16 protein-coding genes are annotated in these 22,521 nt (G+C 68.4%); 10 read left to right on the forward strand and 6 right to left on the reverse strand.

What is annotated here, in order from left to right:
• The first annotated feature begins 115 nt into the window (after window positions 1–115).
• The 4 genes from KK141_RS03250 to KK141_RS03265 all read left to right on the forward strand — a co-directional run bounded on the left by KK141_RS03250 (window position 116) and on the right by KK141_RS03265 (window position 6,433).
• On the forward strand, window positions 116–1,342 hold the full coding sequence (locus KK141_RS03250; protein ID WP_214570932.1) for a parallel beta-helix domain-containing protein: 1,227 nt from the start codon (window positions 116–118) through the stop codon (window positions 1,340–1,342).
• A 10-nt stretch (window positions 1,343–1,352) separates the two neighbouring features.
• Window positions 1,353–2,501 (forward strand): SO2930 family diheme c-type cytochrome, encoded by a 1,149-nt coding sequence (locus tag KK141_RS03255; protein ID WP_214570933.1) that lies wholly within the window; start codon window positions 1,353–1,355, stop codon window positions 2,499–2,501.
• Window positions 2,502–2,568: 67 nt separating this feature from the next.
• Window positions 2,569–5,016, forward strand: a complete 2,448-nt coding sequence (locus KK141_RS03260) for a TonB-dependent receptor (RefSeq protein WP_214570934.1) — start codon at window positions 2,569–2,571, stop codon at window positions 5,014–5,016.
• 4 nt (window positions 5,017–5,020) lie between these two features.
• Window positions 5,021–6,433, forward strand: a complete 1,413-nt coding sequence (locus KK141_RS03265; protein ID WP_214570935.1) for a coniferyl aldehyde dehydrogenase — start codon at window positions 5,021–5,023, stop codon at window positions 6,431–6,433.
• A gap of 180 nt (window positions 6,434–6,613) precedes the next feature.
• Here the strand turns inward: KK141_RS03265 and KK141_RS03270 are convergent, their stop codons facing one another.
• Window positions 6,614–8,053: an outer membrane protein transport protein gene (locus KK141_RS03270; RefSeq protein ID WP_214570936.1), complete on the reverse strand. Its 1,440-nt coding sequence runs from the start codon at window positions 8,051–8,053 to the stop codon at window positions 6,614–6,616.
• Window positions 8,054–8,367: 314 nt separating this feature from the next.
• Here KK141_RS03270 and KK141_RS03275 point away from each other — a divergent pair, with 314 nt between their 5' ends.
• Both KK141_RS03275 and KK141_RS03280 read left to right on the forward strand, forming a co-directional pair.
• Window positions 8,368–8,658, forward strand: a complete 291-nt coding sequence (locus KK141_RS03275) for a YcgL domain-containing protein (RefSeq protein WP_214570937.1) — start codon at window positions 8,368–8,370, stop codon at window positions 8,656–8,658.
• A gap of 69 nt (window positions 8,659–8,727) precedes the next feature.
• Window positions 8,728–12,192, forward strand: a complete 3,465-nt coding sequence (locus KK141_RS03280; protein WP_214570938.1) for an ankyrin repeat domain-containing protein — start codon at window positions 8,728–8,730, stop codon at window positions 12,190–12,192.
• Here the strand turns inward: KK141_RS03280 and KK141_RS03285 are convergent.
• The 3 genes from KK141_RS03285 to KK141_RS03295 form a co-directional block, all read right to left on the reverse strand.
• A complete protein-coding gene (locus KK141_RS03285) occupies window positions 12,177–13,298 on the reverse strand; it encodes a glycosyltransferase family 9 protein (RefSeq protein ID WP_214570939.1) in 1,122 nt (373 codons plus the stop codon). The genes KK141_RS03280 and KK141_RS03285 overlap by 16 nt on opposite strands.
• Before the next feature lie 334 nt (window positions 13,299–13,632).
• Window positions 13,633–15,471, reverse strand: a complete 1,839-nt coding sequence (locus tag KK141_RS03290; protein ID WP_214570940.1) for a monovalent cation:proton antiporter-2 (CPA2) family protein — start codon at window positions 15,469–15,471, stop codon at window positions 13,633–13,635.
• 97 nt (window positions 15,472–15,568) lie between these two features.
• Window positions 15,569–16,465, reverse strand: coding sequence for a LysR substrate-binding domain-containing protein (locus KK141_RS03295; RefSeq protein WP_214570941.1), 897 nt, complete (start codon window positions 16,463–16,465; stop codon window positions 15,569–15,571).
• Between the two features lie 114 nt (window positions 16,466–16,579).
• On the opposite strand from KK141_RS03295, the gene KK141_RS03300 reads away from it, so the two are divergent.
• Window positions 16,580–17,167 carry a DUF4865 family protein gene (locus tag KK141_RS03300; RefSeq protein WP_214570942.1) on the forward strand — a complete coding sequence of 196 codons (588 nt, stop codon included), beginning with the start codon at window positions 16,580–16,582 and terminating at the stop codon, window positions 17,165–17,167.
• A gap of 10 nt (window positions 17,168–17,177) precedes the next feature.
• Window positions 17,178–17,558 (forward strand): tautomerase family protein, encoded by a 381-nt coding sequence (locus KK141_RS03305; RefSeq protein ID WP_214570943.1) that lies wholly within the window; start codon window positions 17,178–17,180, stop codon window positions 17,556–17,558.
• Between the two features lie 115 nt (window positions 17,559–17,673).
• Here the strand turns inward: KK141_RS03305 and hemB are convergent, their stop codons facing one another.
• Window positions 17,674–18,666 carry a porphobilinogen synthase gene (hemB, locus tag KK141_RS03310; RefSeq protein ID WP_214570944.1) on the reverse strand — a complete coding sequence of 331 codons (993 nt, stop codon included), beginning with the start codon at window positions 18,664–18,666 and terminating at the stop codon, window positions 17,674–17,676.
• A gap of 85 nt (window positions 18,667–18,751) precedes the next feature.
• Window positions 18,752–19,846: a sn-glycerol-3-phosphate ABC transporter ATP-binding protein UgpC gene (gene ugpC, locus KK141_RS03315; RefSeq protein WP_214570945.1), complete on the reverse strand. Its 1,095-nt coding sequence runs from the start codon at window positions 19,844–19,846 to the stop codon at window positions 18,752–18,754.
• A gap of 153 nt (window positions 19,847–19,999) precedes the next feature.
• Between ugpC and KK141_RS03320 the strand changes: the two genes are divergently transcribed.
• On the forward strand, window positions 20,000–21,349 hold the full coding sequence (locus KK141_RS03320; protein ID WP_214570946.1) for a GH1 family beta-glucosidase: 1,350 nt from the start codon (window positions 20,000–20,002) through the stop codon (window positions 21,347–21,349).
• Between the two features lie 45 nt (window positions 21,350–21,394).
• Window positions 21,395–22,414: a glucokinase gene (gene glk, locus KK141_RS03325; protein WP_214570947.1), complete on the forward strand. Its 1,020-nt coding sequence runs from the start codon at window positions 21,395–21,397 to the stop codon at window positions 22,412–22,414.
• Window positions 22,415–22,521: the final 107 nt, after the last annotated feature.

Genomic DNA, 22,521 nt, shown 5'->3' on the forward strand with positions numbered 1-22,521 from the left:
CAGCTCCAGGTTGGCCGCTTTGCCCCCCACCCCCTGGCCGTTCCCCCCTCCCCCCGCCGTAAGCCTTGCGCAACAGTAGCCCGTCGATTCGGTTTCCTGGGGAGGCTCACCGGACATGCGCAAGTTGCTACTCACGGTCGCGCTCGGCGCGGCCCTCGCCGCGTGCAGCGGCCACGATCAGTCCACCGCTCAGGGCGAAGGCGCCGATGCCTTCCAGGCCAAGCTCCAGCAGCAGTTGCTGGATGCCAAGGCGGGCAGCGTGATCGAGATTCCGGCGGGGCATTACCACCTCAATCGCGGCCTCAGCCTGCGCACGGACGGCGTGACCATCCGCGGCGCCGGCAAGGACAAGACGATCCTGTCGTTCAAGGGCCAGGTGGTGGGGCCCGAAGGCCTGCTGGTGAATGCCAACGACTTCACCATCGAGAACCTGTCGCTGGAAGACACCAAGGGCGACGCGCTGAAGATCAACCAGGGCAAGAACATCACCATCCGCGGCGTGCGCGTGGCATGGACCGATGGCCCCAAGACCACCAACGGCGCCTACGGCCTGTATCCGGTGAAGACCGAGAACGTGCTGATCGAGGACTCCTCGGTCACCGGCGCCTCCGATGCCGGCATCTACGTGGGCCAGTCGAAGAACATCGTGGTGCGGCGCAACCGCGCCGAGCAGAACGTGGCCGGCATCGAGATCGAAAACTCGATCGATGCGGACGTCTACGACAACGTCGCCACCGGCAACACCGGCGGCATCCTGGTCTTCAACATGCCCAACCTGTCGCAGGCCGGCAAGGCCACGCGCGTGTTCAAGAACCAGGTCAATGCCAACAACCTCGACAACTTCGCCGCCAAGGGCGCGGCGGTGGCGAGCGTGCCGGCCGGTTCCGGCGTGGTGGTCAACTCCAATGACAAGGTGGAGATCTTCGACAACGACATCGCCGACCACCGCACGGCGAACGTGATCATCTCCAGCTACTTCTCCACCAACTACTACAACACCAAGGGCGTGGCGGCCGACTACAACCCGTATCCGAAGGGCATCTTCGTCTACGGCAACCGCTTCAAGGGCGGCGGCGAATCGCCCGACGGCATGAAGCTGAAAGTGTTGAAGAGCGCCGTGTACGGCATGAGCGGCCGCTTCCCGGACGTGCTGTGGGACGGCTATGCCGACACCAAGCATGGCCCGGTCGGCGCGGACGACCGCATCTGCATCGCCGGCGCCAACGGCGTGCTCAATGCCGACGGCCCGAACGACTACAAGAACCCCAGCACCGACACCAAGCCCTACGAGTGCACCTTGCCGAAGCTCCCGCCGGTCGTGCTCGACGCGGCCAAGTCCTGAGGCGGTGGCGATGCGCAAGCGGTTTCTGCAAGGCGCCTTCGCGCTGCTGGCAGCTGTTGTGCTTGCCGGTTGCCAGCAGGGCATGGCGCCGGTGGCGTTTCACGCGGACGGCCGTCCGCCGAAGCTGAGCGACTGGCATGTGGTGGAAGCACGCGGCGGCAAGCTGATGCTCAACCAGGGCGTGGCGCCGTACGACCTCAACACGCCGCTGTTCACCGACTATGCGCACAAGCTGCGCACGATCTGGATGCCCAAGGGCACGGCGGCGAAGTACGACGCCACCGACACCTTCGACTTCCCGGTCGGCACGGTGATCAGCAAGACCTTCTATTACCCGAAGACGGCGGACGGCAAGGCCGGCGACGTGGCGCGCACCTACGACAGCTCGCACGACTTCGCGGGCGAAGGGCTGGACCTGGCCAAGGTGCACCTAGTGGAAACGCGCATCCTGGTGCACCGCGCGGAGGGCTGGGCGGCGATTCCCTATGTATGGAACGACGCGCAGACCGAAGCCAACCTCGCCCGCACCGGCGCGGTGCTGCCGCTCACCCTGGTGGCGGATGACAAGTCGCGCGAAGACTTCAACTACGTGGTGCCCGACGAAAGCCAGTGCTCAAGCTGCCATGCGCAGGACTGGGTGTCGCGCAAGATCCACCCGATCGGCCCGAAGGCACGGCATCTCAACCGCGACTACCACTATGCGGATGGCACGCAGAATCAGCTCGATCATTTGACCAGGCTTGGCTATCTCACCGGTGCACCCGCCAGCGCACAGGCGCCGCGCAATGCCAACTGGATGGACGAGCACGCCGCGCTCGATGCCCGCGCACGCGCTTATCTCGACATCAATTGCGGCCATTGCCACAACGCCAAGGGCGCGGCCAACACCACCGGCCTGACGCTGGAAGCCAGCGCGCCGGAAGACCGCCACCTCGGCATCTGCAAACCGCCCGTCGCCGCGGGACGCGGCACCGGCGACCACCTGTTCGACATCGTGCCCGGCCAGCCGGACGACTCGATCATCGCCTACCGCATGGCCTCGGCCGACCCGGGCGAGATGATGCCGGAACTGGGCCGCAGCACCGTGCACCGGGAGGGCGTGGCGCTGATCAAGGCCTGGATCGCGGCGCAGCAAGGGGGCTGCGTCACGGTGCGCTGAACACACACAAGAACCAGCACGGCGACCGCGTGGGGACGCGGCGCCGTCCATGAGGGGAGAACCGCCGATGAGCATCCGTCCACGTCCGCTGTCCGCCGCGCTGCGCCAACTGCTGGGAGGCACCGCCCTGCTGCTGTGCGCGCAGATCGTCCACGCCGACGACCAGAACGCCGCACCCGCCGCGCAGGACCAGGCCGATCCGAACAAGGCCAAGCTGCTGGACAACATCACGGTGACGGCGCAGAGCCGCAGCCAGGAAATGCAGTCGGTGCCGATCCCGCTGCAGATCGTCACCGCCAAGCAGGTGGATACGCTGGCGGCGACGGATCTCAGCAAGATGGACATGTTCGTGCCGGGCCTGGTGATCTCGCAGAACCAGCCGACCCAGCCGAATTACCAATTGCGCGGCATCGCCACCAGCGACTTCGGCATCGGTACGGAGCCGGCAGTGGGCGTGTACATCAATGGCGTGTACGCCGCGCGTTCCGGCGGCGCCCTGCTCGCGTTCAACGATCTCGCGCGTGTCGAAGTGTTGAAGGGCCCTCAGGGCACCTTGTTCGGCCGCAACGCGGCGGCCGGCGCCATCTCGATCATCACCAACGAGCCGACCGACCGCTTCGAAGGCAAGGCGCGCCTGCGCGTCGGCAACTACGGCAAGATCTACGGCGATGCGCTGCTGAACCTGCCGATCAACAAGGACATGGCGCTGCGCGTCAGCGCGTACGACAACCAGAGCGACGGCTGGGTCAAGGACGCCGCCAGCGGCAAGCGCTACGGCGAGGACAACGACTGGGGCACGCGCGCAGTGTTCCGCTGGAACCTCACGCCCGACACGCGCATGTTGCTGTCCTGGGATCACGAGAAGCTCAACCAGCCGCCGCATCCGGCCTTCGGCCTGGTGCCGCTGTCCAACGACACCAACCAGCGCCCGCCCTTCCCGCCCGACCCCACCACCTATCTCAATCCGCTGCACGCACCGCTGTACAACGACTCGGTCGGTGGCCGCGAAACGCGCACGTTCGACGGCGTGACGCTGAGCTTCGACCACTCCTTCAGCTGGGGCAGCCTGGTGTCCACCACCGCGTGGCGCGGCTTCGACACGTTCAACCGCGGCGACTACGACGGCACCAACCATATCGTCAGCTATCTCGATACCACCAATATCGAGCACAACAACAGCTGGTACCAGGAGTTCAAGCTGTCCGGCACCACCGGCATCGCCGACTGGGTCGGCGGCGTGAGCTACTACCAGGAGCAGGCGCGGCAGACCAGCCAGACCAATATCTTTACCGACAGCCTCGACACGCTCGCCAGCAACATCATGGGCGTGGGCACGCCGCTGACCGACATCAGCAATGCGCTGGCGGGTTTTGGCTTGCCCTACACCTTGCTCGGCGATCCGTGGCACGAGGCGATCAGCAACGTCGGCAAGTTCAAGGCGTATGCGGCGTTCGGCGACGTGATCTGGCACGTCAGCGACCGCTTCAACATCACTACCGGCATCCGCTACACGCGCGACCAGAAAACCTTCTCCTGGTACAACATGCCGCGCAGCGCGCCGGAGTTCGACGGCACCGTGCAGGCGCTGGACCAGGCCGGCGTGCTGGCCATGCTGCCGCCGGAGGCGCAGATGGCGCTGGCGGCGTTCGGCAACAACGTGATCTTTACCGACGCCGTGGGCGTGCCGGTGCGCTTCCACAACACCTGGAACAACGTCAGCCCGCGCCTGGTGCTGGATTACAAGTTCGCGCCGGACGTGATGGGCTACGCCTCGGTGACCAAGGGCTACAAGGCCGGCGGCTACAACAGCGTGCAGGTGGGTTCGCGCTTCGCGCCGGAGAAGGTGATCAACTACGAAGCCGGCCTGAAGACCACCTTCCCCGAGCACAACCTGATGCTCAACGGCTCGGTGTACTACTACCGCTACGACAACAAGCAGTCGCTGAGCCTGGACCCGAACAGCGCCGGCTCCGGCGTGCCGCGCTACCTGGTCAACAGCACCGACCAGGAAGCCAAGGGCCTGGAGTTCGAAGCGCTGTGGCAACCGGTGCGCGACCTGCGGCTGAATTTCACCGGCGCCTATATCGATGCCACCTACCGCAAGGCGGTGGCCGATTCCGGCGCGGTGCTGACAGGCCAGCCCACCGGCGAGCCGCGCTTCTCCTACACGGCAGGCCTGGCCTACACGTGGCACAACGTCGCCAGCGGCCAGCTAGAGTTCAATCTGAACTACGCTTACCGCGGCAAGACCCGCTGCAACGACGACTCGCGCCTGCAGGGCGAATGCGTGATCAGCCCCAACTTCAAGGTGGGTGAAGCGCAGAAACGCACCGACGCACGCCTGGACTGGCATGCGCCGGGCGACCGCTGGGGCGTCGCACTGTATGCGAGCAACCTGTTCAACGACCGCTACGTGACCGGTGTGGATAACATCACGGCCACCGTATTCGGCACCCCGTACGCCAGCATCACGCCGCCGCGCATGTGGGGCGTGGAATTCCGCGCCAAGTTCTAGACCGATGACCACCGAACCGCTCGACCTGAAGCTTCAACTCCAGCGCATGCGCGAAGCCCATGCACGCGAGCCCGCGCCGGGCTGGTCCGAGCGCGCCGCGCGCCTGCGTGCCTTGAGCGAATTGATCACGCAGCACCGGGGCGATATCGCGGATGCCATCCACCAGGATTTCGGCGGCCGGCCGGCGCAGGAGACCGATCTGCTGGAGGTGTTTCCCAGCCTGTCGGCGATCCGCCACGCGCTGGCGCATGGCAAACGTTGGATGAAGCCGAAGCGTAGTTGGCCGGGCTTGTTGTTCCTGCCGGCGCGCAACGAGATCCGGCCGCAGCCCTTGGGTGTGGTGGGCATCATCGTGCCGTGGAATTACCCGCTGTTTCTCGCTGCCGGCCCGATGGTGGATGCGCTGGCGGCCGGCAACCGGGTGATGGTGAAGATGAGCGAGTACACGCCGCATTTCTCGGCACTGTTCGCGCAATTGGCGCTGCGGTATTTCAAGCCGGAGGACGTGTGCGTGGTGACGGGCGATGCGGATGTCGCGCAGGCGTTCTCCGCGTTGCCGTTCGATCATCTATTGTTTACCGGATCCACGGCCGTCGGACGCCATGTGATGCGCGCGGCTTCCGCCAATCTCACGCCGGTAACGTTGGAGCTGGGTGGCAAGTCGCCGGCGATCGTCGGGCCGGGTGCGCGCTTCGAAAATGCAGTGGAACGCATCCTGGTAGGCAAGCTGTTCAATGCGGGGCAGACCTGCATTGCGCCGGATTATGTGTTGCTGCCGCGCGGGCGCGTCGACGAATTTGTCACTGCGGCGCGTGCCGTGGCGGCGCGGCTGTATCCCACGCCGGTGCGTAACGAACAGTACGCCAGCATCATTTCGGAACGCCAGTACCAGCGCCTTGCCGCGTTGCGCGATGACGCGAAGCGCGATGGCGCCACGATCACATCATTGGGCGACGACACCGACGACGTATCGCGGCGGCGCATGACGCCCGCCCTGCTCACCGGCGTCAGCGAAAGCATGACGGTGATGCAGGAGGAGATCTTCGGCCCGCTGTTGCCCCTGGTGCCTTACGACGACATCGACCAGGCCATCGCCTACGTCGCCGCCCATCCGCACCCGCTGGCGCTCTACCTGTTCGAGGAAGACGGCGCCCTGGTCGACCGCGTGCTCGCGCGCACCACGGCCGGCGGCGTGACCATCAACGACACGCTCTACCACATCGCCCAGCACGAACTGCCGTTCGGCGGCGTGGGCCCTTCCGGCAGCGGCGGCTATCACGGCGAGGCGGGCTTCCGCACGTTCTCGCATATGAAGTCGGTGTTCCGGCAGGCGCGAGTCAATGGTGCGGGCTTGCTCAATCCGCCGTATGGCGAACGCTTCAGGAAGATGCTGGCGCTGATGCTCAAGCGCGGCTGACGTAGGTTGGGGTGAGCCAAAGGCGAACCCCAACAGAGGTGCGGGCTATCGCAACGTTGGGGTTCGCCTGGGGCTCACCCCAACCTACGCCAAGCTCCTGCCCATAAAAAAACCTCCCCGCTCGCGCGGGGAGGTTTTCATCTTTCCGCTTACCGCACTACTTTCCGCTTACCGCACTACTTAGAACTTGTACTGCGCCGACAGGCTCAGCAGGTTGCCGTAGTCGTCGGAGCTGCCGGTCAGCACGTCGTTGGTCGCGCTGATGGCGCCGTTCATGTGCGCTTCGTTGACGAAGATGTGCGTGTAGCCGGCATTGATCTCGAAGTGCTCGCTGGCCTTGTAGCCCACGCCGAACGAGAGGAACTTGCGGGTCGAGTCCGGCACGCGCGGGCTGCGGGTGGCGGCGTAGGTCGGGGTGGTGTCCACCGAGACGCCGGCGCGCAGGGTCAGCTTGTCGTTGACGTAGTAGTCGCCACCGACGGCGGCGTACCAGGTGTTGCGCCAGCTGTAATTTTCCACGCTCGGCGGCTGCGCCGGGTTGCCGTAGTTGACGCGCAGCTGCTTGAACACGTCCCACTTGGTCCAGGCCAGGTCGAAGCCGATGCCGAACTTCTCGTCCTGGTGCCACACGCTGGCGGTGGCGGTGGCCGGGGTGGTGAAGTCGGCGGTGCCGGTGGTGTGGGTGAACGGCACGCCGCCGGCGCCGGCCAGCAGCGCGGCCACGGTCGGGTTGGCCAGCAGGGCCTGCACGTTGGTCGGGACGGTGAAGTTGCCCGTGCCTTCCAGCTTGTGGTCGATCTTGGCGCGGTAGTTGAAGGCGATGCGGTCGTTCGGGGTCAGCTTCCAGTAGCCGCCCAGCTGCCAGCCGTAGCCCCAGTCGTCACCCTTGATGCGGGCCAGGCCGTCGCTGCCCGGGGGCACCACCAGGCCGACCTGCTGGCCCAGGGCCGCCGCCTGCGCCGGCGAGATGGCGCCGGCCTGCGCGGCCTGCTGCACCAGGCCCAGGCCCACGGCGTTGAAGTTGATCGCGCTGGTCAGCTCGGCGCTGGTGCGCTGGGCGATGAAGCTGGCGCCCACGGCGAAGTTGTCCGTCACGTCGAAGGAGGCGGACAGCGTGCCGTCCAGCGACTCGAACTTCGACTTGATGCCGTTGTAGCGGCCGACCCAGTTGCGGTCGTATTCGGTGAGGAAGCCGAACGGCACCGAGAAGCCGGCGCCGATGTGCACGCGGTCGCTCACCTGGGTGGCGAAGAACAGCGCGGGCACCGGCATGGTGGTACCGGCGTCGCCGCCGTTGCCGCCGCCGATCGGGCGGCCCAGGGCGTCATGGGCGCTGCCGCTGAACTTGGTGCCGAAATTGATCGCAGTGACGTCGGCCTGGAAATAGGTGCCCTTCAGGTCGGTCATCGCGGCGGGATTGTTGACCACCACCGAGACGTCGCCGCCGGCAGTCGCCGAACCGGCGTAGGCGCGGCCCATCGACTTGGCGCTGTTTTCCTTGAGCTGGAAGGCGCTGGCTTCGGCGCGCTGCGGCGCGACCAGGGCGCCAGCCACGGCCAGGCTCAGGGCGGCGAAGGCGAGCGGGCGGGCCGCGCGCTTGAAGAAGAGAGAATTCGGCATCGGAAGCTCCTGCTTATCGTTAGTCCGGATCGGGGCACACAGTAAGGGGCTGACCGGTAAGAAAATTCATACGCGCGTTTGACATCCCCGGGCGGCACTGTGCCGTCTTAACGAAAGCCTTGCAAGTGCGGTCGCAGCAATGGAAGGTTCAGGTAAGCCGAGGGGGCCGTTCCGGTGTCGATCACGGCTGTTCGGCCATGTATTGCGGGAGATCGTCGCCGTGCGCGTTGACCATCGCGACCAAGGCGCGGACCATGGCGGATTGTCATCACCGGCCCGTCGCCTCGACGCGCCGCCGCTTTCGGGGCACTCCTATGCACTGTTTCGTCTACGCCAGCCTGCGCAAGGCCGATACCTATGTCTGGCTCGCGCGCCAGGGCGACTTCAGCGTGCTGCCGGCTTCGCTCACCCCGATGCTCGGCGAACTGCGCTTCGTGCTCGAGGTCGAACTCGACGCCCAGCGCAAGCTGCCTAAGGAAGATGCCGCCGCGGTGCTGGCGAACCTGCAGGCCCAGGGCTGGCATCTGCAGCTGCCGCCGGCGAACAGCGTCACGGCGCCGCAGCCGGTGCTGAAGGAAACGCCGCTGGACGAACACGACGAGTGAGTGCGCACGCCTTGGGCGTTAACGCCTGATTACCTTCTCTCATTCAGACGATTCCTATACTCCGCGCCCATGTCCTATTCCAAAACGCGCCGCCCGCCGCCTTTCCTGCAGGGTCTGCTCTGGTTCGTGCCCGGCCTGCTCGCGGTCGCCGTCGCGGCGCTGAGCGCCAGCCCGCTCTCGCTGGTCCCCCTGCTGCTCGCCAACGCGCTGACCATGGCCGCGGTCTGCCATGCGATCGGTTTCGATCCGGAGCCGCAGTTCCTGCGCACGGTGCTGCGCCGCGGCGCGGCGCATCTGGTGATGTTCACCGGCTATGTGGTGCTGGTGTTCCTGCTGGTGGCGTGGCCGATGCTGCGGCTGAACCAGGCGCACAGCCTGAGCGCGACCCTGCTGCTGGCCGGCGCGCTGGTGGTGGCGCTGGCGGCGCTGTGGCGGATGTGGCCGGCGTTCGGCCTGGTCTATGTGTGGGACGACGCGTACCCGCCGCAGAGTGATGGCTCGTGGATCTTCACCGCCACCGCGCGCAGCATCGCGTTCGGCCGGCACCTGTCGCGCGAAGAGCGCTTCTTCACTCATTACCTGCCGGCAGTGATCGCGCTGCTGGCGCTGGCCTTCGCGGCGATCGCGCTGGCCGGCCTGTACGGCGTGCTGCCGCCGGAGCTGCGCATCGCGGCGCTGGCCATCTATGGCGTGGTGCTGCTGCCGCTGGGCTGCCTGGTCATTACCAACCGCACCTTGCGCGCACTGCTGTGCGAAGGCCGCCGCCCGGCGCGCGCGTCCGCACCCGCTCGCAGCGAACCGGCCCCGGCGCCCGCGCCGAAGCCCGCGCCGGTGCTCAACGAACAGGAACGCACCGCCGGCACGCCCGAACAGGCGCAGGCGCTGCTGGCCGCCACGCGCGACGGCGATATCGAACGCGCGCTGGCGCTGATCGAAGCCGGCGCCGATCCGAACACCGCGCCGCCCACTGGCGACCGCGACCAGCGCCCCGTGCTGATGCTCGCCGCGCTGCTGCCCGACACGCGCCTGCTGCGCGCGCTGATCGCCAAGGGCGCCGACGTCAACCGCGCCAGCGGCGGCCTCACGCCCTTGCTGGCCGCCACGCGCGACAGCTGGCACGGCCGCCCTGACGCCGTGATGACCCTGCTGGCCAACGGCGCCAGTCCGCTGGCCACCGACGCCGAAGGCAACACCGCGCTGCACGGCGCGGTGCACAGCGGCGAGCCGATCGTGGCCGCGATGCTGCTGGATGCCGGCGCGCCGGTGAACGCGCTCAACCGCGCCCGCGTCAGCGCGCTGGCCACCGCCTGCCGCGCGGCGAACTGGCCGCTGGTGAAGTTCCTGCTGGAGCACGGCGCCAAGCCCACGCCACCGGATGGCGAGCCGGCCCTGGTGGCGGCGTCCGGCATTGCCGAGGACGACGCCGAAGGCGTGCGCCTGCTGCTCAAGCATCGCGCCGCGGTGAATGCGGTGGATTCGCGCCATCGCAGCGCACTGATGGAAGCGGCCGGCGAAGGCCACGAACAGATCAGCCGCGCGCTGCGCAGCGCTGGCGCCGACGTCACCCTGGCCGACCGCCACGGCCGCACCGCGCTGATGGAAGCGGCGCGCGCCGGCAAGGTCGGCATCGTGCAGCTGCTGGCCGAGGCGCAGCCGGATGCGCGCGTGCGCGACGTGCACGGCCGCGACGCGCTCACCCTCGCCTGCCAGTCGCCGCAGGCGCATGCCGAAACCGTGCGCGCCCTGCTCGCACTCGGCGCCGAAGCGAAGACGCCGGGCGCCGACGGCCGCAGCGCGCTGGACCACGCGGCCGCCGCCGGCCGCTGGGACCTGGTCGCCCTGCTCGACCCCGACACGCCGCTGCCCACCAACCTGCGTTTCGACGAAGCGCTGGCCGAAGGCGCCGACACGCCGGCGCATCTGCTCGACGCGCTGCGCTTCGGCCACTGGGCCATCGTGTCCACCTTCACCCAGCGCGTGAAGGAATGGCCGGCGGCGCAGCTCGCACAGCTTTATCTGGATCTGGCCGGCCCCGGCCTGGGTTCGGCCCGCCGCTGGCTGCTGGAACATGCGCTGGCGCCGGAAGCACGCCTGCAACCGCAGCTGGTGGACGACGCCGAAGTGGCCGAGGGCGTCGAAGCCGCGTTGCCGCCGCTGGGCCGCCGCCTGTTCGACGCGCTGCTGCCGCAGCTGCCGGCCGCGGCCGAAGCCATCGAAGACCTGCTCGCCGCCGGCGCCAGTCCGGCCGGCGCCGGCCTGTTCGCGCAGGCGCTGCAGCGGCTGGACGACAGTGCCGCCGCTTCCGCGTTCGCGCTGGGCCTGCTCGAGCGCGGCGCCGATCCGTTCGGCGTCGATGCGCGCGAGCGCACGCCGGTGCACCTGGCTGCCGCGCAAGGCCAGCTGCCGGTGCTGCAGGCGCTGCTGGCGCGCGGCGGCGATCCGAATACGCGCGACACACAGGGTCGCACGCCGCTGTTCGCCGCGCTGGAACATGGCGAGAAAGCGCTGCCGCTGGTGCGCGTGCTGGTCGCCCACGGCGCCGACGCCGAAGCCACCGACGCCAACGGCGAAACGCCGCTGGGCCTGGCCTTCGACCATCCCGAGATCGAGCGCTGGCTGGACTGGGGCGACTGGACGCGTCCGCGCCGCCCGCTGCGCGCCGACGATCTGCCGGCCGCCGCCGCGGCCGGTGCGCTGGCCGCGGTGGAGCGCCTGCTCGATCTCGGCTTCCCGGTGAACACGCAGGACCGCCAGGGCGCCACCGCCCTGCTGCACGCCTGCGGCATGGGCCATCGCGACGTCGCCGCGCGCCTGCTCGATGCCGGCGCCGACAGCTCGCTGGCTGCCGCCAACGGCATGACGCCGCTCGCTGCGGCCGTCGCCGCGCGGCGCGATGCGCTGGTGGCCTTGCTGCTGGAACACGAAGCGAAGGTCGACGCGCGCCTGCCGGGCGACGCCACTGCGCTGATGGTGGCCGCGGCGATGGGTTATCCGGAAATCGCCGAGCAGCTGCTCGACGGCGGCGCCGAGATCAACGCGGTGGATGCGCGCGGCCATGGCGCCCTGCATGCCGCCGCGCAGTTCGGCTTCGAACACAACGACAGCCTGCGCGCGCGCCGGCTGTTCGATGCGCTGCTCAAGCGCAACGCGGACGTCAACCTGGCCGACAAGGAAGGCATGGCGCCGCTGCAATTGCTGCTCGGCGCGCACCTGCGTCCGGGCAGCCCCTGCGATGCCACGCATATCGGTGCGCTGGTGCCGGTGCTGCTGGATGCCGGCGCGCGCATCGAACACGCCGATCAGCGCGGCGTCACCGCGCTGCATGCCTGTGCGATGCATGCACTGCTGCCGCCGGCACGCGTGCTGCTGGCGCGCGGCGCGGACCGCAGCGCGGCGGATGCGTTCGGCCGCACCGCGGCCGACGTGGCGCGTGCGCTGGGCCTGGTCGATATCGCGCACGAACTGGCCGCGCGTGCCGGCGCCATGCCGAGCGTGCGCCAGACCCTGCGCCAGCCGGCTCAGCCGGCCGAGTAAGCGGCCTGCGCCGGCACCCGTCGCGCCGCCGCGACGGGTACTGCCGGCTCTGCGCGCACAGGCAAGCGCCACCACGCCTGCGCCGCTTCTTCCACGCCGATCCCGTCCACCCGCGGCGTATGCGGCAGGCCGCCCAGCACGGTGACGGCGCTGCCGCCGGCGCTGCGCGGCGCCCACATCGACGGCCAGCGATGGCCGAACAGCACCACCAGCGGACAACCGACCGCCGCGGCCAGATGCGCCGGCCCCGTATCCACCGACACCATGCTGTGTGCGCGCTCCATCAAGCCGCGCAGCAGGCCCAGCGGCAGGCCGCCGGCCGGCGCGATCAGCCGCGGCAGCCCCGCTTCGGCGTGAATCGCCGCGAGATAGCCCGCTTCGGCAGCGCAGCCGCACAGCAGCACGTGCGCCTCCGGTTGCCATTGCAGGATCGCGTGCGCCAGCTGCGCCCAATGCGCCACCGGCCAGGACTTGTCGTCGTCCGCGGCATCGCGCACGCCGTTCCAGCGCATGGTGCGTTTGTTCGCCGGCTGCAGCAGGACCAGCGGCTGCGCCGGATCCACCCCGTGCGCGGCCAGCCACAGGCTGGCATCGGCGCGTTCGTCCGGCGTGGCGTGCAAGGACGGTGCGTGGAGATGCCGCGACGGATCGAGCGCGGGCGTTCCGGCGAATGCCTCCGGCGTGAGGTCGCCGAAGCGCAGCAGCCAGTCGATCCAGTGCTCGCCTTCGCGCAGCGGAATGTCTTCGATAAATACGCACTGCTCTGCGGGAATGCCGGCCAGCGCCAGCATCGGCCGCACCTTGGTGCGCGTGCGCACGTCCGGCTCGCAGATATAGAACGGCGCTTCGCGCATCCCGCGCAGCGCCAGCGCCGCGGCGAGCCTGCGCGGGTTGGTCCACAGCCAGCCATGCTGGCTGGCGAACCAATGCACTTCGGCGACGTCCTCGCTGCTGCCGTACAGCGTGCGCGAGCACTCGCCCAGCGAGACGAGACGGCATGGCGCGCCGTAACGCAGATGCAACTTGCGCAGCAGCGGCGCGAGCAGGACGGTGTCGCCCAGGCGGCCGAAGCGGATCACTACCGGTGAAGCGGCGGGCAAAGCCATGCGGCGGCGGCCTCGGAACACGGCCCGGCGCGGCCCGCCCCGCGGCGGCACGGCTCCAGGCCATGCGCATCTTTCCCGATCGGCGTCGAAATGAGTTGCGCCTGCGAGGGCGCAAGTTCAGGCGTTCAGTGAGGGATGGTGTGTGTGAAAACTTGCTTAGCGTGCGCGCGCATCCGACGCATGATTTTTTCTGCCTCCAAGGGAAAATCCTTCTCCCTCCGGGAGAAGGTGGCGGCAGCCGGATGAGGGTTCGGCCGGAGCGGTGTACATCATTCTTGCGCTCCGCCCGTACCCTCACCCCAACCCCTCTCCCGACGGGAGAGGGGCTCAACCATCAGTTCGAGTCCTGCGCCGGCACCGGCGCCACCGACGCCTCTTCGCGCTCGCGCTTGGCGATCGGATCGTCATCCGCATCGAACAGATGCATCAGGTCGTTGAGCGCTTCCCTCGAGGTCTGCACCAGCCGCGTCTCGTCGTCGTACACCAGGTACTGCGCCTTCAGCAGCTTCATATCGTGCTGGCGGAAACGCTCCACGCGGTCGGCCGCCAGTTCGCTGGACAGCCCCAGCGCCTCCAGCGTCTTGCGCGTCATCTTCAGGCTGGAAGAAAACGTCTCGCGCACCGGTTCTTCCACGCCCAGATCCATCAGGCGGAACACGTGCTGGCGGTTGCGCGCGCGGGCGATGATCTTCAGGTGCGGATACTGTCGGCGCACCAGGCGCGCGATGCGCAGATTCGCTTCCGGGTCGTCGGTGGCCAGCACGAACACTTCGGCCTGGTCCGCCTGCGCGGCGCGCAGCAGGTCGGGACGCGCCGGGTCGCCGAAGAACAGCGAGGTGTTGTTGAAGCGGCGCAGCGTGTCCATCTGCTCCACCGAGGACTCCAGCGCCACGAACGGAATGCGCTGCGCGCGCAGCACGCGGCCGACGATCTGCCCGACGCGGCCGAAGCCGGCGATGATCACGCGCGGCGGCGCGGTCTCGATGGTGTCGTATTCGCGGTCGGGCTTCTTCGCCTTGATGTCCACCGCCTTGGCCACCACCGCCACCACCAGCGGGGTCACCGCCATCGACAAGGTGATCGCCAGCACGATCAGGCCCTGCTGGGTCTCGGTGATCAGGCGCTGCTCGCCGGCCTGCTTCAGCACCACGAAGGCGAACTCGCCGCCGCAGGCCAGCAGCACCACCATGCGCACGGTGTCGGCCCGGTTCAGCGCGCCGACGATGCGGCCCAGCGGCCACAGCAGCATGCCCTTCACCGCCAGCACGCCCAGCGTGATCGCCAGCACCAGCAGCGGCTTGTGCAGCAGCAGGGAGATGTCCATCGACATGCCCACGCTGATGAAGAACAGGCCCAGCAGCAGGCCCTTGAACGGCTCGATATGCGATTCCAGCTCGTGGCGGTATTCCGAATCGGCCAGCAGCACACCGGCAAGGAAGGCGCCGAGCGTGGACGACACGCCCACTTCCTCCATCAGCCAGGCCGTGCCCATCACCACCAGCAGCGCGGTGGCGGTGGAGACTTCCTGCGCGTTGGCGCGCGCCACGAAGCGGAACACCGGACGCAGCAGATAGCGGCCGCCGACCACCACCACCACGATGGCGCCCACCGTGCGCAGGATCGCCTGCGGCTCCACGCCATGCGGCGAGGCGCTGCTGGCCAGCAGGGGCACGGCGGCGATCAGCGGGATCGCGGCCAGGTCCTGGAACAACAACACCGCGAAGGTGATGCGGCCATAGGCCGAACCGGCCTCCTTGCGCTCGGCCAGGATCTGCAGGCCGAACGCGGTGGACGACAGCGCCAGGCTGCCGCCGACGATGGCCGCGGCATTGGCGGTAAAGCCGAACAGGAAATAGCAGGCCATGCCGATGGCCAGGCTGCAGGTGGCCACCTGCAGCAGGCCGGCGCCGAACACCGCGCGGCGCATCACCCACAGGCGCTGCGGCGACAGCTCCAGGCCGATCACGAACAGCATCAGCACCACGCCGAATTCGGAGATGGTGGCCACGCCCTCGGTGTCGCCGACCAGACCCAGCGCCTGCGGGCCGATGACCACGCCGGCAATCAGAAAACCGAGCACGGCGCCGAGGCGGAAGCGCTTGGTCAGCGGCACGGCGATCACCGTTGCCAATAGAAAGACCAGCGCGGTGTTGAGAAAGGAATGGCTGTCCACGAGCGCTGCCGGCAGAGGGGATGCGGACGATTATTTCATGCGACGCGGCATGCGCGAATGACGAAAACGGCCCGACTGCACGCGGCGGCGATGCGCATCACGCGAACGCGGAGAGTCCTTCCAGCCGCTGGCGCAGGATCGCCTCCAGCCGCGCGATCGCCGGCGCCGGTTCCGCCTCGGCGCGATGCAGGTGCAGGCCCAGCAGCGGCAGGCGCGGCAGGCCCGCTTCTTCCGGCGCCAGTGCGCGCACCGAGGGCGGCAGGCCCACGCCGGTGCGCAAGGCCACGCCCAGGCCGGCGGCGACGGCAGCCCAGATGCCGGCGAGGCTGGCGCTGGTAAAGGCGATGCGCCAGGGAATGTTGGCGCGGTCCAGCGCCGTCGCGGCAGCGGTGCGCATCAGGCAGGGCGCGTCGAGCGAGACCAGCGGCAGCGGTTCGCCGCTGTCCGCGCTCCAGTCGAGCAGGTCGGCGGCGGGGCCGATCCAGCGCATCGGGATCTCGCCCAGGCGTTCGGCATGCGGCGTCACGGTCGGCGTGCCGGCATCCCAGGCCAGCGCCAGGTCCAGCCGGCCGCCCGCGACGCGGTCCAGCAGCTCGGCATTGCGCGCGATGCGCGCCTCGATGCGCACCTTGGGATGGGCGCGGGCGAAGCGGCCGAGCACGTCGGGCAGCAGGGCCTCGCCAAAATCCTCCTGCAGGCCCAGCCGGATCCAGCCTTCCAGCTCGCCGCCCTGCAGCGCGGCGGCGGCTTCGTCGTTCAATTCCAGCAGGCGGCGCGCATAGGCCAGCATGGTCTCGCCGGCCTCGGTCAGCGCCATGCCGCGCCCCTGCCGGCGCAGGATCGGCGTGCCGGCCTGTTCTTCCAGTTTCTTGAGCTGCGCGCTCACGGCCGAGGTGGAGCGGCCCAGCCGGTCCGCCGCCTTGGCGAAGCTGCCCAGGTCCACGCCCAGCGCGAAGCTGCGCAGCACATCGAGGTCGAAGTTCACCCGCCGCATGGAGCCGCCTCCGCCATCATCCGGTTTTATCGGACGATCAGTTTTGAATTTCCCGATTTTCAGGACGACTATGTGGCGTTACGGTAGGCTCCGTCAACCGCACGGAGTCCCGCCATGCTGGCCATGCAATACGCCTTCGTCCTGCCCGCCGACTACGACATGGGCATCGTCCGGCGCCGCATCGCCGAGAAGGGTTCGATGCTCGACGACTTCCCGCGCCTGCGCTTCAAGGCCTACCTCAGCGCCGACCGCCGCGGCGCACGCCTGCCGACGCGGCAGAACCTGTATGCGCCGTTTTATCTATGGGACGACGCCGAAGGCATGAACGCGTTTCTCGGCAGCAGCGGCTTCGCCGGCGTGACGCAGGCCTTCGGCTGGCCGGAGGTACGCACCTGGTCGGTGTGGCAGGGCGAGGTGTCGCCGGAAGCCCAGCAGTCGGTATGCGCCTCGCGCGATCTGGAAAGCATCGCGCCGTATACCGACCTGGACGAACTGCGCGAGCGCGAAGCCGACAAAGTCCGTGCCGATCTCGCCGACGGCGCGCTCGCCGCGGTCAGCGCCTTCGACCCGACGCATTGGACCCTGGTGCGCTTCCGCCTCTGGCACGAGCTGCGCCCGGAACTGGCCCGCGATGGCCGCCAGCTTTACGACGTCGGGCATGTGTCCCTGCCCCGCCGCCATCTTTCCCCCGTCACTGCCTGAGGAAACCGCCATGCCCCTGGTCCGCATCGCCCTGCGCCGCGGCAAGTCCGCCGCCTACATCGCCGCCCTGCGCAACGGCATCTATCGCGCCATGCGCGAAGCCTTCGACGTGCCGGAGAACGACCGCTTCATCCTGGTCAGCCAGCATGAGGCGGAGGAGTTCGACTACGACGCCGGTTACCTCGGCATCAACCGCGACGACGATCTGGTGATCGTGCAGATCGCCTGCAACAACACGCGGACGACGGAGAAGAAGCAGGCGTTCTATAAGCGGATGGCGGAGTTGCTGGCGGAAGAGCCGGGGCTGCGGCCGGAGAATCTGCTGATCAATCTGCTGGAGACGGGGAAGGAGAACTGGTCGTTCGGCAATGGGATTGCGCAGTACGTCTAAAGCGCGGCGTAGGTTGGGGTGAGCCGCAGGCGAACCCCAACAAAGCGATGCGCTTAAAACAGGCCAAGTTTGGGTTAGCCTGCGGCTCACCCCAACCAACGTGGGGGACGAGGCGTTATTCGCCGCGCAGCCAGCGCGCCGCGTCGATCGCGTAATAGGTCAGGATCGCATCGGCACCGGCGCGCTTGAACGCCGTCAGCGATTCCAGCACCACCGCCTTCTCGTTGAGCCAGCCGTTCATCGAAGCGGCCTTCAACATCGCGTACTCGCCGCTCACCTGGTACACGAAGGTCGGCATCCCGAACGCATCCTTCACCCGCCGCAGCACGTCCAGATACGGCATGCCGGGCTTCACCATCACCGCGTCGGCGCCTTCGCTGATATCCAGCTCCACTTCGCGCAGCGCTTCGTCGCTGTTGCCCACATCCATCTGGTAGGTGTGCTTGTCGCCCTTGCCCAGATTCGCGGCCGAACCGACCGCATCGCGGAACGGGCCGTAGAACGAAGATGCGTACTTGGCCGAGTAAGCCAGGATGCGCGTGTGGATATGGCCGGCGTCTTCCAGCGCCTCGCGGATGGCGCCGATGCGGCCGTCCATCATGTCCGACGGCGCCACGAAATCCATGCCGGCCTCGGCCTGCGCCAGCGACATCTTGATCAGTGCCTCGACGGTGGGCTCGTTCATCACGTAGCCGTTCTCGTCGATCAGGCCGTCCTGGCCGTGGGTGGTGTAGGGGTCCAGCGCGACGTCGCCGATCAGGCCCAGCTGCGGGTACTTCGCCTTCAGCGCGCGGGTGGCGCGCTGCATCAGGGCGTCGGGGTTCCAGGCTTCGCGGGCGTCTTCGGTCTTTACCTGCTGGCCGGGCGAGGGGAACAGCGCCAGCGCGGGAATCCCAAGGCGCACGCATTCGCCGGCAAGGTCCAGCAGGCCATCGATCGACAGCCGCTCCACACCCGGCATCGACGGCACCGGCTCGCGCTGGCCTTCGCCTTCGATCAGGAACGCGACCATGATCAGGTCGCTGGGCAGCAGGGTGTGCTCGCGCATCAGCGCGCGGGAGAAGGCGTCGCGGCGCATGCGGCGCATGCGGATGGCGGGGAAGCTCATGAGTGGATCTCGTCGGGACGGGAACCCGTACATGTTAGCGCCAGGCGGGAGCAGCGCCTGGGAATCGGTCATTTTGCCGCGCTGCCTACGCGATGCGCGCGCCCTCGCCCCTGGCATCGAAGAAATGCAGCCGCTCCGGCGCGAAGCCGAAGTGCAGCTCGCTGCCGGGCGCCGGCAGTTCGCGCGGCGGCATGCGCGAAACCAGGGCCAGCTCGCCATGGCGCAGGTTGAGGAAGACCTCGTTGCCCACCGGCTCCACCACTTCCAGCTGCGCGCTGAGCGCAGCGCCGTGTGCGCCGGGCTGCAGCAGCAGGTCCTCAGGGCGCAGGCCGACCACCACGTCGCGGTCGCGCCAGGCTTCCAGCACCGCGCCCTGCGGCAGCTCGCCCAGCGCCAGTTCGCCCTGCGGCATGGCCAGCTTCCAGCCGCCGTCGCGGTACAGCACGCCGCGCAGCAGGTTCATCGCCGGGCTGCCGAGGAAGCCGGCCACGAACAGGTTGGCAGGGCGGTCGTACAGGTTCATCGGCGTGTCGATCTGCTGGATCACGCCGCCGCTCAGCACCACGATGCGCTGGCCCAGGGTCATCGCCTCGATCTGGTCGTGGGTGACGTAGACCATCGTGGCCTTCAGCCGCTGGTGGATGCGCGCGATCTCCACGCGCATGGAAAGGCGCAGCTTGGCGTCCAGGTTGGACAGCGGCTCGTCCAGCAGGAACACCTTCGGATCGCGCACCAGCGCGCGGCCCAGCGCCACGCGCTGGCGCTGGCCGCCGGACAGCGCGGCGGGGCGCGCATCCAGGCGCTGTTCCAGTTCCAGCATCCTGGCCGCCTCGGCCACGCGGCGGTCGATCTCGGCCTTGGGCTGGCCACGCAGCTTCAGGCCGAAGCCGAGGTTCTCGGCCACGGTCATGTGCGGGTACAGCGCATAGTTCTGGAACACCATGGCGATGTCGCGGTCCTTCGGCGCCACCTCGTTCACCACCCGCTCGCCGATGCTCAGGGTGCCGCCGCTGATCGATTCCAGCCCCGCGATCATGCGCAGCAAGGTGGTCTTGCCGCAGCCGGAGGGGCCGACCAGCACCAGCAGCTCGCCGTCGGCGATCTCGAAGCTGGCCTCCGCCACGCCGACGTGGCCGTTCGGATAGACCTTGCGCAGCTTGTCCAGGCGAACCTTGGCCATCGATGACGTCTCTCTTCTCTCAAGACACGGCGGATCGAACCATGCGGGCGGGGCGCCGGCCAGCCGGACGGGCTGCACAAGCGGGAAACATTCGGATATTCTCCAATGTAAACGTTTACATCAAGCCGCGATGCGGCATCCGGGACATCCACCATGACCAGCTACCGCTTTCCCGAAGGCTTCCTGTGGGGCGCCGCCACCTCCGCCTACCAGATCGAGGGCTCCCCGCTGGCCGACGGCGCCGGCCCGAGCATCTGGGAACGCTTCGCGCACACCCCCGGGATGATGGTCGGCGGCGACACCGGCGACGTGGCCTGCGACCACTACCGCCGCTACAAGGACGACGTGCAGCTGATGAAGGCGCTGGGCCTGCAGGGCTACCGCTTTTCCATCGCCTGGGCGCGCGTGCTGCCGGAAGGCACCGGCCGGGTCAACCAGAAGGGCCTGGATTTCTACAAGCGCCTGGTCGACGAGCTGCTAGAGCACGGCATCGCGCCAAACGCCACCCTGTTCCACTGGGACATGCCGGCGGCGCTGGACGACCGCGGCGGCTGGCTCAACCGCGACAGCGCGCACTGGTTCGCCGAATACGCCGAAGTGATGTTCAAGGCGCTGGACGGCCGCGTGCGGCGCTGGGCCACGCTCAACGAGCCGTGGGTGGTCACCGACGGCGGCTATCTGCACGGCGCGCTGGCGCCGGGCCATCGCAGCAAATACGAGGCGCCGATCGCCGCGCATAACCTGATGCGCGCCAGCGGCGCCGGCATCCAGGCGTATCGCGCGCACGGCAAGCATGAGATCGGCGTGGTGTTCAACATCGAGCCGAAGTACCCGCACTCGCAAAGCGCCGACGACCTGGCCGCCACCCGCCGCGCGCATGCCTATATGAACGAGCAGTTCGCCGATCCGGCCCTGCTCGGCAGCTATCCGCCGGAGCTGAAGGAAATCTTCGGCGAGGCTTGGCCGGATTTCCCGCAGGACGACTTCAAGTTGACCCGGCAGAAGGTCGACTTCGTCGGCATCAACTACTACACCCGCGCGGTGGTGAAGAACGATCCGGCCCAGTACCCGCTCAAGGCCTCACCGGTGCGCCAGCCCAACAAGACCTATACCGAGACCGGCTGGGAAGTGTTCGAGCAGGGCCTGACCGACACGCTCACCTGGTTCAAGCAGCGCTATGGCGACATCCCGCTGTACATCACCGAGAACGGTTCGGCCTTCTACGACCCACCGGTGGCCGAGGGCGAGGTGCTGGACGATCCGCTGCGCACCGGCTACCTGCGCAAGCACTTGCGCGCGCTGCACAAGGCGATCGAAGCCGGGGTCAACCTCAAGGGCTACTACGCGTGGTCGCTGATGGACAATCTGGAATGGTCCCTGGGTTTCTCCAAGCGCTTTGGCCTGTACCATGTCGATTTCGCCACGCAGAAGCGCACGCCGAAGGCGACCGCGAAACTCTATGCCAGGGTCATCGAGAGCAACGGCGCGGTGCTGGACGATTGAGTCCGCACCCGGCACGCTTTGCGTGATCCGTTGCCAGGACCGTTCATGAGCTCGACTTCCAGCGCCAAGACCCTGCTCGCCGACCTCGGCGGCACCAATGTCCGTTTCGCCCTGGCCGACCCGGCCCTGCCCCAACCCCTGCTGCTGGACAGCGTGCGGCGCTACCGGGTCAAGGATTTCCCGTCGATGGCGGACACCATCCGCCAGTACTTCGCCGACAGCGGGCTCAGCGCCGAGCGCGCGGTGATCGCCGCCGCCGGCCGCATCGTCGACGGCGAGACGGTGAAGGTCACCAACAATCCCTGGCAGGTGTCGGCGCACGGGCTGGCCGCGGAGCTGAAGTTCGACTCGGTGCGCCTGATCAACGACTTCGCCGCCCAGGGCATGGCCGTGCCGCTGCTGGCCGCCGCTGAGCTCACTCCGGTGGGCGCGCCGCAGCCGCCGAAGATCGGCACGCATCACTCGCAGACTTTCGTGGTGGTCGGCCCCGGCACGGGCCTGGGCGTCGCCGGCCTGCTGCTGCGCGACGGCCGCTGGACGGTGCTGGAAACCGAAGGCGGCCACGCCGGCTTCGCCGCGCACACGGCGGAAGACGTGGAGATTCTGCACCGCCTCAACGCGCGCTTCGGCCGCGTCTCGAACGAGCGGATGATCTGCGGCAACGGCCTGGTCAATCTGTATCTGGCCCTGGCCGACATCGAAGGCCTGAAGGCCGAGGAATACACCCCCGAAGACATCACCGCCCACGCCAACGCCGGCACCGACCCGCTGTGCGTGCGCGCGGTGGAGACGCTGGCCGGCATCTTCGGCAGCGTGGCCGGCGACCTGGTGCTGAGCCTGGGCGGCTGGGACGGCGTCTTCCTCACCGGCGGCGTGCTGCCGATCCTGATGCCGTGGCTGCAGCGCGGCGGCTTCCGCGAGCGCTTCGAATCGAAGGGGCGCTTCAAGGAGACCATGGAGCAGGTGCCGACGATTGCGATGGTGCATCCGGAGACGGGGCTGCTGGGGGCGGCGGCGTTTGCGGTGTTGGAGAGCGGCAGGCCGCTGGTTCCCGCAGCAGGCTGAAACGACCCCTCCGGCGTAGGTTGGGGTGAGCCGCAGGCGACTGCGAAGGCAGGATGCCGTAGCGAACATCCGCGTAGCGGATGGCCCGAAGGGCTGGCTGCTGATGC

Origin of the sequence: Dyella sp. LX-66 (genome assembly GCF_018599165.1) — a bacterium.
In the GTDB taxonomy this organism is placed as follows: domain Bacteria; phylum Pseudomonadota; class Gammaproteobacteria; order Xanthomonadales; family Rhodanobacteraceae; genus Dyella_D; species Dyella_D marensis.

Coding starts and splice junctions, on each gene's coding strand:
- KK141_RS03270 (WP_214570936.1), bottom strand. CDS start 8,053: ATGCCGAATTCTCTCTTCTTCAAGCGCGCGGCCCGCCCGCTCGCCTTC.
- KK141_RS03295 (WP_214570941.1), bottom strand. CDS start 16,465: ATGCGGCGGGTGAACTTCGACCTCGATGTGCTGCGCAGCTTCGCGCTG.
- KK141_RS03285 (WP_214570939.1), bottom strand. CDS start 13,298: ATGGCTTTGCCCGCCGCTTCACCGGTAGTGATCCGCTTCGGCCGCCTG.
- ugpC (WP_214570945.1), bottom strand. CDS start 19,846: ATGGCCAAGGTTCGCCTGGACAAGCTGCGCAAGGTCTATCCGAACGGC.
- KK141_RS03280 (WP_214570938.1), top strand. CDS start 8,728: ATGTCCTATTCCAAAACGCGCCGCCCGCCGCCTTTCCTGCAGGGTCTG.
- KK141_RS03250 (WP_214570932.1), top strand. CDS start 116: ATGCGCAAGTTGCTACTCACGGTCGCGCTCGGCGCGGCCCTCGCCGCG.
- KK141_RS03300 (WP_214570942.1), top strand. CDS start 16,580: ATGCTGGCCATGCAATACGCCTTCGTCCTGCCCGCCGACTACGACATG.
- KK141_RS03305 (WP_214570943.1), top strand. CDS start 17,178: ATGCCCCTGGTCCGCATCGCCCTGCGCCGCGGCAAGTCCGCCGCCTAC.
- KK141_RS03320 (WP_214570946.1), top strand. CDS start 20,000: ATGACCAGCTACCGCTTTCCCGAAGGCTTCCTGTGGGGCGCCGCCACC.
- KK141_RS03265 (WP_214570935.1), top strand. CDS start 5,021: ATGACCACCGAACCGCTCGACCTGAAGCTTCAACTCCAGCGCATGCGC.
- KK141_RS03275 (WP_214570937.1), top strand. CDS start 8,368: ATGCACTGTTTCGTCTACGCCAGCCTGCGCAAGGCCGATACCTATGTC.
- glk (WP_214570947.1), top strand. CDS start 21,395: ATGAGCTCGACTTCCAGCGCCAAGACCCTGCTCGCCGACCTCGGCGGC.
- hemB (WP_214570944.1), bottom strand. CDS start 18,666: ATGAGCTTCCCCGCCATCCGCATGCGCCGCATGCGCCGCGACGCCTTC.
- KK141_RS03260 (WP_214570934.1), top strand. CDS start 2,569: ATGAGCATCCGTCCACGTCCGCTGTCCGCCGCGCTGCGCCAACTGCTG.
- KK141_RS03255 (WP_214570933.1), top strand. CDS start 1,353: ATGCGCAAGCGGTTTCTGCAAGGCGCCTTCGCGCTGCTGGCAGCTGTT.